Here is a 9287-nt window from a genome sequence, read left to right as displayed (position 1 = left end):
GGTATAAGGGGCTTTATCAGCAGACTTTTTGCTTTTTTTGATCTTGCCTTCGGCGATCAAGCGGTCTTTTTCTGCTTGAATTTTGCAAAGTAGTTCGCTGGCTGGTTCATCATTTGGATCTTGTGGAACCAATTTGCCTGAAATGGCGAGTTGTAAAATGCTATTTTTTAATTGTTGGGCGTTCATTTTTTGTTTTTAATTTGTTGGTTTAACTGTTCAATCGCTTGTAAATCTTCTTCGGCTTTCTTGGCTAATTGCTCACGGCGTTTTTGCTTAAAAAGGAGATATTGTTCATTTGTATAATCAATCATCTGCTGGCGTAAGCAATTACCGCTACCAACCAAAACATCAAAACCGTTATCTTCAATAATACTATCAATCCGACTTTGCCATCTTGAGCAGTTATAAAGAAATCCTTTATAACTGAAAATGGGTCTAACTCATTGTCTTGTAATATGTTTTTGATATGAATGCCTACATTTTGAACAGAGGTATCAAAAAGTTCGGCAAGCTGATTTTGGGTCAGCTATACTTCATTATCTTGCACAAAAAGAGAAACATTCACTTTACCATCTTCGGTATTGTAAATAATTAAATCTGCCATATTTACACCTACAATTTAATCCCTAAAATGCCTGTAATTTCACTCAAAATACGATCAATATCCGCATTTAAAGCGGTGCGTTTTTGCTGATAGTTTGCAATGAGTTCATCAGGGGGTAAAATTTCTTCTTCTTCGTGTGGGAAACCGCATAAATCAATGTTAAATTGTCGGTCGATAATTTCTTGCACATTGTAGCTACGCGCTTTATCAAAGCCATCAATTTCAATGGCTTGGCGATTATTCCACCACGCTATCACTTCATTGAAATGCTCTAATTTCATCGGTTTGGTTTTCGAGAAATTTTTGTATCCTTGTGGCATATCAAGGCGGTAGAACCACGTCTTTTCTGTCGGTTGTGTATTGTCGAAAAATAAAATATTGGTGGTGATTGATGTATAAGGTGCAAATACACTGTGTGGTAAGCGAATGACGGTATGCAAGTTCATTTCTTCCATCAATTTTTTCTTGATAGCGACTTTAGCATTATCGGTACCGAATAAGAATCCATCAGGTAACACGATTGCCACTCGTCCATTTTTCTTCAAACGATACATAATAACCGACATAAACAAATCCGCTGTTTCACTGCTGCGAAGCGCACTAGGAAAATTAGTTTTGATTTGTTCGATTTCAGAACCACCGTAAGGCGGATTCATTAAAATGACATCAAATTTGTCTTTTTCTGTGTAGTCTTTAACGGGTTTCTCAAGGGCATTATCGTGATGAACGTTTGGATTATCAATATCGTGTAACAATAAATTGGTGATACAAAGCAGATGCGGTAATGCTTTTTTCTCAATACCATACACTGAGTTATTAAATAAAGTGCGGTCCGAAACTGTAGAGATTTGTTGCTCTAATTCCTTCAATGCAGAGGTTAAAAAGCCCCCCGTACCACAGGCAAAATCCGCAATTCGCTCGCCCAGTTTGGGTTTAATCATTTTAACCATAAAATCAGTTACTGCTCGTGGTGTATAAAATTCGCCTGCATTACCTGCACTTTGTAGGCTTTTCAGAATATTTTCGTAAATATCACCAAAAGCGTGGCGTTCTTGATATTGCTCAAAGTTGATTTCATCAATAATATTAATCACTTGGCGAAGCAGAATGCCATTTTTCATATAGTTGTTATTGTCTTCAAAAGCAGCTCGAATAATTCGCTGATTCATTGGTGTTTCTGCGGTAATTGGCAAATTTTTCAACGCAGGGAAAAGATCGTTATTGACGAATGAGAGCAATTCATCGCCAGTCATCGCCTTGCCGTCTTTGTTATCTTTCGCCCAATTTTCCCAACGGAGAGAATTAGGTAAAATAGAGTGGTAGTTGTCCGAAATCAGCTCCCATTCTTGCTCTTTAGCATCATAGATTTTTAAAAAAAGAATCCAGACAATTTGTTCAATACGCTGAGCATCACCGTTGATACCTGCATCGTTACGCATTACATCTTGTAAGCGTTTTACTAAATTATTTAAGCTCATTTTGTTCCTTTGTATATTTTTTATTCTTCTCATCAAATAACCATCAAATAAGAAATGGTTTTTAAATCAATGTGTTACATATAAAAAAGTTTTGAGAAAAGAAAATCATCAAATAAAGTATCAAGTTTGTGATTATTTTTTACACAAATTTTATCCAGGACACTTTTCTGAGTTGATGGATATGGTAATGACATTCTTTCAAAATAAATTTGACTATCAAGTAATGAAATCACTTGATCTGATGTACAATTTGATAATGCAATACGTCTTTCAAAAGGATTTTGTATATTATTTTTCCATATTTTTCGTGCTTTTTCGGGAAATTCATTTAACTTTCTTGTATAAGAACCAACACGAATATAGGCTGTATTGCTGAATTCAACAGGCTGATTAACAGTTGCTGGAATTTTAAATAAAGCAATGTGTTTACCTTCATATTCGAATTCTTCAATTTCAAAATCAATTCTTGGATTTAAACGTTGAATAAGCCAATTTTCTAGTTCTTCCTTACTTTCCTTACCTTTTTCTCCTTTCGCTGTTGCTGATTTTGGCTTAAAAGTGGTTCCCAATATATTATGAGTCTTATCCTCAACGCCAAAAACTAAATAGGCAAAAGGCTGATGATGAATACAAGCTGAATTTGAAAGTGCAGAGATACGCTCTCCAATTTCATTATCTGAATGGTAATTATGCTTAAACTCTAACCATTGACATTCCTGAGGCTGTTGAATTAGATGCTTTAATAGTTGTTGTAATATATCCATCTTGTTTTACTCCGAATAAATCATTCTTTCCAATCCTTTTACTGTCTTTTGGTAAAGATCTTTGCCACCAAATTTTTTGATTATAGAAACTAATCCGCCAAAAGGGCTAAATTGGGGAGTTTGTAGCAATTCTGTTTTAGTCAGATCTTTAACGCCTGATCTCACATATTCATCAAGCAACAAACCTAACACTTGCTGATTTTCTGCTGAATATTGATGAATAAAATCACTTTGTTTCACTTTCTCTACACGTTCTATTTTAGTTAAAGGTGTTTTTCCAAACCCTACTGAGGCGATAACATCTAAATCATCAAATTCTTCTGAAAGCGCTTTTTTCTTACGCAAGGCAGTAAGCCATTTGGAATCGGTGTAAAATTTTGAGAACGTGCCACCGCTTGTGAGCCATTGTTGTTGGAATTGCTCGTAACTGGTGAAATCTTTCTGAATTTCACGTTTAGAGAACATATCAATATCTTCGGAAACTAGCTCACCTTGTTCGTTAAGATATTGCACTTTTTCATCAAGAATCCGTAATTTAACGGAACCAGCTTCTACGACAATAGGTGGCTTGTATTCTGGAATGGGATCTTCTACTGAATCATCATTTGTATTGCAGTCAGTGTTTCCATTGTTTGAATGATCAAACGGTTGATCTTCTGGTATATCTAAAATAACAACAGGTTCGCCATCAAAACTTGGATCAGCAAATAAACGTGTTACTCCTCGGAAATCCAATATTGTGAAGAATTCTTTACCCGCATCGGTGCGTAAGCGAGTACCACGCCCAATAATTTGCTTGAACTCGGTCATTGACTGAATGTTGGCATCTAACACCACGAGCTTACAAGTTTTACTATCCACACCTGTGGTCATCAATTTTGATGTCACTGCAATCACTGGAAAATCTTTTTCTTCATTTTTGACATCACAAAAGGCTTCTAAATCGATCGTTTTTCCATTTTGATCTCCCGTAATTTGGGTTACATATTTGGAATTTTGCTGCATCATATCTGCATTTAAGCGAGCCAATTCCGCTACCATTCGCTGGGCGTGATTGATATTGGCACAAAACACAATCGTTTTATGCAAGCGGTCGGTTTTCTTCAAAAATTCGGTAATGCGTTCTGCCACAAGGTGAGTACGGTCATCGAGAATAATGTTGTAATCAAAATCTTTGACTGTATATACTCGATCTTCAATGTCATTACCGTCTTTATCTTTCTGCCCTTTCAGCGGTCGCCAACCACGCAAATCACAATCTAAATCGACTCGTACCACACGATAAGGGGCTAAAAAACCATCTTCAATGCCTTGTTTTAAGCTATAAGTGTAAATTGGTTCGCCAAAGTAAGTGATATTGCTCGCATCGACCGTTTCTTTGGGGGTTGCGGTCATACCTATGTGAGTGGCTTGTGAAAAGTATTGCAAAATTGAACGCCAGTTAGAATCTTCTTTCGCACTACCACGATGACATTCATCAATGATAATTAAATCAAAAAATGATGGTTGAAATTGTTTAAATAGTTCGTGATCAGTTTCGCCATCAAGCTGTTGATACAACGCTAAATAAACTTCGTAAGAGCTATCGAGTTTTTTGTTACTGACTTTAACCATTTTGTTTTTAAATGGTTTGAAGTCTTGGGTCATCGGCTGATCGACTAATACGTTGCGATCTGCCAAAAACAGTACTTTTTTCTTCGCTCCTGATGCTCGTAAGCGATGAATAATTTGAAATGCTGTATAAGTTTTCCCTGTGCCTGTTGCCATCACTAATAAAATGCGTTGTTGCCCTTTTGCAACAGCTTCAATAGTACGATTAATAGCGATTTCTTGATAGTAACGAGGCTCTTTGAAGGTGTCTGTTGCACTCGTGTAATAAGGTTGCTGAATCAGTTTGAGTTCTTCAGCTGTATATTGTTTTGACCAACGTTGATAAAGTTCATCAGGCGTGGGAAATTGCTCCATTGCAAGCTCTCGTTGCACACCTGTGAGAAAATCATGTTCTACAAACTTATCACCATTGGAGCTAAAAGCAAAAGGAATATCCAGTAAACGAGCATAATCCATTGCTTGTTGTAAGCCGTCTCTTGGGGTGTGTTTATTATCTTTGGCTTCCACAATGGCGATTTTTCGGTTAGCTGAGTGGTAAAGTAAATAATCAGCACGTTTTGGTTCTTGACGAGTTACTTTGGTCGTCTTTGGTTCGACAATCACTTGCCCATCAGTAAACGCTTTTCGAGTCTTAAAAGAAAATTCTTCACTCATTTGACGATCTGACCAACCTGCATTTTTGATTGCTGGCGTAATGAATTTGGTTCGAATATCCGCTTCGGTCATTTGGCGTTTTTCAGCTTGAGTAAACATAGGCAACTTCTGATAAGGGAAAATATGAGGTAATTATAATCAGCCAACAGGCATTAAGCAAAAGTAAAAGCAAAGGAACTTATTTATCTCAAAATGCAGTAAAAATTGCCTAAATTGCTGTAAAAATAGACTGATCTGCTTGCATTTCGCTATTCATCATTAGTTCAAGTATAATGTTAGGCATTTTTATATAGAATTTTATGAGTCCATAAGAAACTTACGTTTTTTATACAACGAGATAAAATATAATAACTGATATAACCCAATGAAAAATATGGAAAATTATCAACAGCACACGCCAATGATGGTGCAATATCTCCAACTCAAAGCACAAAATCCAGATATTTTGTTGTTTTATCGTATGGGAGATTTTTACGAACTTTTTTATGATGATGCAAAAAAAGCGGCAGCATTGTTGGATATTTCCTTAACAAAGAGAGGGCAATCTGCGGGCGAGCCAATACCTATGGCGGGAGTGCCTTATCACGCCGTAGAAGGCTATTTGGCTAAATTAGTTGCTTTAGGGGAATCCGTTGCAATTTGTGAACAAGTCGGGGATCCGAATACCAGTAAAGGCCCTGTGGAACGTAAAGTTGTTCGGATTGTTACGCCTGGAACGGTAAGTGATGAGGCATTACTTCCAGAACGTCAAGACAACTTAGTTGCCTGTGTTTATCAAGAAAAAACAACCTTTGCTCTCGCAACCCTAGATATGACATCAGGGCGTTTTTTAATTAGCGAGTTAGCCAATAAAGAAGCATTATCTGCCGAATTACAACGAACACAGCCTGCCGAAATTCTTTATCCTGAAGATTTTGTTGAAATGTCGATTATTGAGCATTACAAAGGCTTACGCCGCCGTCCTGTATGGGAATTTGAACTCGTTACGGCTATTCAACTGCTCAATCGTCAATTTGGTACACAAAACCTAACAGGATTTGGGGTTGAAAAAGCGGTAGTTGCTTTATGTGCTGCTGGTTGTTTACTTCATTATGCCCAAGAAACACAACGTACAGCACTTCCGCATATCAATGCGATTTATCTTGCACAAAATAGTGATACTGTTTTGCTTGATGCAGCAACTCGACGTAATTTGGAGCTAACGACCAACCTTGCAGGGGGTGTAGAAAATACCCTTGCTTCAGTCCTTGATAAATGTGTGACCCCAATGGGTAGCCGCTTACTCAAACGTTGGATTCATCAGCCTATTCGAGATGTGGTTAAGCTAACTAACCGTCAGCAAATTATTCTTGCCTTGCAAAAAAACGAGCGAATCGAACCGCTTCAACCTTTATTACAACAAGTGGGCGATATGGAGCGGATTTTAGCTCGTGTGGCGTTGCGTACTGCTCGCCCACGAGATTTAACTCGTTTAAAAACTGCATTGGCTCAAATTCCAGAAATTGCAAAACTTTCACAGAATCTCACCGCTTGTTTAGATCAAACTTTACAGCAAATTGGTGATTTCACATCTCTCCAACAATGTCTTGAAAAAGCCTTAGTTGAAAATCCGCCACAGCTTATTCGAGATGGAGGGGTGATTGCCACAGGTTATAATGCAGAGCTAGATGAATGGCGTTCGCTTGCAGAAGGTGCAACTAAATTTCTTGAAGACTTAGAAACTCGTGAGCGAGAAAAAACAGGTATTGATACGCTAAAAATCGGTTTTAATGCGGTACACGGTTACTATATCCAAATTAGCCAAGGGCAAGCACATCGAGCACCGATGCACTATGTTCGCCGCCAAACACTCAAAAATGCGGAACGCTATATTATCCCTGAGTTAAAAACCTATGAAGATAAAGTGCTAAAAGCGAAAGGGGCATCATTGGCACTTGAAAAACAGCTTTACGATGAACTGTTTGATCTGCTCTTGCCACATCTTGCTCAATTACAGCTTGCGAGTTTGGTGCTGGCTGAACTTGATGTGCTGACCAACCTTGCGGAACGAGCAGAAAATCTCAACTATGTAATGCCGACCTTTACATCACAGAGAACAATCAATATTAAAGGCGGTCGCCACCCCGTAGTCGAACAAGTGTTGAAAACACCGTTTATTGCTAACCCTGTTTATCTTAATGCTCAACGCCATTTATTGATTGTGACAGGGCCGAATATGGGCGGGAAAAGCACTTATATGCGTCAAATTGCGTTAATTACTTTAATGGCGTATATCGGCAGTTTTGTACCTGCAGAGAGTGCGGAAATTGGACCGATTGATCGTATCTTTACTCGAATTGGGGCATCAGACGATCTTGCTTCTGGACGCTCCACGTTTATGGTTGAAATGACAGAAATGGCAAACATTCTTCATCAATCAACGGAAAATAGCCTTGTCTTAGTCGATGAAATTGGACGTGGCACCTCAACCTACGATGGCTTATCACTTGCTTGGTCTTGTGCAGAATGGCTGGCGAAAAAAACACAATCGCTCACGCTTTTCGCGACACACTATTTTGAATTAACCAGTTTGCCTAATCAGCTGAAAGGTGTTGCAAACGTCCACTTAGATGCGTTGGAGCATAATGACACCATTGCTTTTATGCACAGTGTGCAAGAAGGTGCGGCAAGTAAAAGTTACGGTTTGGCTGTGGCTGCTTTAGCAGGCGTGCCAAAACAGGTGATTCAATTAGCCAAACAAAAATTAGCTCAACTTGAGCAATTATCACAGCAAACAGCCCAACTCAACGATAGCCCCCAACAAGATTTATTGTTTGGTGCTAATTTGCAAAATTCAGCGGAAATCTCACCGCTTGTAGAGCCTTCAAAAGTTGAACTCACTTTGCAAGAGATTGACCCAAATGAGCTTACGCCTAAACAAGCGTTGGAATGGTTATACAAGTTGAAGGGATTGGTTTAGGTTAATTGAGGTGTAATGGACAAAAAGTGGGTGTAATGGACAAAATAGTTGCTGATTTACCCATTACACCCAATTATTTCCTTCCGTTATTAGCAACAAATTTGTCTACTATGCCTGTAATTTATTTACCTTGATTTTCGAGATAAATCCACTCTGCAACTTGTTTAGCAAAGTAAGTCAATATGCCATCTGCACCAGCTCGTTTAAAGCAAAGTAATGATTCCATAATACACTCTTTCTCTTTCAACCAACCATTTTGAATAGCCGCCATATGCATTGCATATTCACCAGAAACTTGGTAAGCGAAAGTAGGTACACCAAAGGTGGTTTTGACACGATAAACGAGATCTAAATATGGCATTCCTGGTTTAACCATTACCATATCTGCACCTTCTTGAATATCAAGTGCAACTTCGTGTAAGCCCTCATTGCTGTTTGCTGGATCAAGTTGATAGGTCTTTTTATTACCACCTTTTAAATTACTGGCTGAACCAACGGCATCACGGAATGGACCGTAATAATTAGACGCATATTTGGCAGAATATGCCATAATTTGTGTATGAATAAAGCCATTTTGCTCCAGTGCTTGTCGAATAGCACCGATGCGTCCATCCATCATATCACTTGGTGCAACAATATCTGCTCCTGCTTGAGCGTGTGAAAGTGCTTGTTTGATCAGAATTTCAGTCGTAATATCGTTTACCACATAACCTTCTTCGTCAATGATACCGTCTTGTCCGTGAGTGGTAAAAGGGTCTAGTGCAACATCTGTAATTACACCAAGCTGTTCACCAAAAGCTTGTTTTAACGCTCGTACAGCTCGCTGAGCTAAGCCATTGGGATTATAGGCTTCTTCTGCCATTAGTGATTTCTTATCTTGCTCAACTACTGGAAATAGAGCAATCGCTGGCACGCCATATTTGACAAGTAATTCTGCATCAATCAGTAATTGATCTAAAGTTAAACGTTCTACACCAGGCATTGATGGTACGGCAATACGTTGATTTTCGCCTTCAATAATAAAGACAGGATAAATTAAGTCATTTGCAGTGAGTTGATTTTCTGCGACTAAACGGCGACTAAAATCGTGTTTGCGTAAACGTCTCATTCGTTGTGCAGGAAAGTTCACATTAAGATATTGAGTCATTGTTATTCCTATTTGTAAATTTTTCAAAAAATCGACCCACTTATAAGCGAGTCAGATTATTGACAAAGTC

Annotated in this window: 6 protein-coding genes and 2 pseudogenes; 1 reads left to right on the top strand and 7 read right to left on the bottom strand. The window is 38.4% G+C overall.

All coding sequences use genetic code 11. The features are described from left to right. The 6 genes and pseudogenes from A1D25_RS09090 to hsdR all read right to left on the bottom strand — a co-directional run. A pseudogene (locus tag A1D25_RS09090) lies at positions 1–186 on the bottom strand (restriction endonuclease subunit S); the annotation flags it as partial. Beyond that, positions 183–311 (bottom strand): hypothetical protein, encoded by a 129-nt coding sequence (locus A1D25_RS11185; protein WP_275895811.1) that lies wholly within the window; start codon positions 309–311, stop codon positions 183–185. The gene A1D25_RS11185 and the pseudogene A1D25_RS09090, both read right to left, overlap by 4 nt. A 74-nt stretch (positions 312–385) precedes the next feature. Then, positions 386–604, bottom strand: a pseudogene (locus A1D25_RS11305) (virulence RhuM family protein); the annotation flags it as partial. Between the two features lie 8 nt (positions 605–612). Beyond that, positions 613–2082, bottom strand: coding sequence for a class I SAM-dependent DNA methyltransferase (locus tag A1D25_RS09080; protein WP_157395366.1), 1470 nt, complete (start codon positions 2080–2082; stop codon positions 613–615). Between the two features lie 74 nt (positions 2083–2156). Further along, entirely contained in the window at positions 2157–2846 is a 690-nt protein-coding gene (locus tag A1D25_RS09075; protein ID WP_157395365.1) for an AlbA family DNA-binding domain-containing protein, read from the bottom strand. 6 nt (positions 2847–2852) lie between these two features. Then, positions 2853–5210 carry an EcoAI/FtnUII family type I restriction enzme subunit R gene (hsdR, locus tag A1D25_RS09070; RefSeq protein WP_157395364.1) on the bottom strand — a complete coding sequence of 786 codons (2358 nt, stop codon included), beginning with the start codon at positions 5208–5210 and terminating at the stop codon, positions 2853–2855. Between the two features lie 265 nt (positions 5211–5475). Here hsdR and mutS point away from each other — a divergent pair, with 265 nt between their 5' ends. Continuing rightward, positions 5476–8070, top strand: coding sequence for a DNA mismatch repair protein MutS (mutS, locus tag A1D25_RS09065; RefSeq protein ID WP_205420603.1), 2595 nt, complete (start codon positions 5476–5478; stop codon positions 8068–8070). A gap of 121 nt (positions 8071–8191) precedes the next feature. On the opposite strand, the gene hemB is transcribed toward mutS, so the two are convergent. Then, positions 8192–9217, bottom strand: a complete 1026-nt coding sequence (gene hemB, locus A1D25_RS09060) for a porphobilinogen synthase (protein WP_157395363.1) — start codon at positions 9215–9217, stop codon at positions 8192–8194. Between the last annotated feature and the right edge of the window lie 70 nt (positions 9218–9287).

The organism is Ursidibacter arcticus (assembly GCF_009761375.1).
GTDB classification, from domain to species: Bacteria; Pseudomonadota; Gammaproteobacteria; order Enterobacterales; family Pasteurellaceae; genus Ursidibacter; species Ursidibacter arcticus.
The sequence above is the reverse complement of the archived record's forward strand: the minus strand, read 5'-3'. Positions and strand labels throughout refer to the sequence as shown.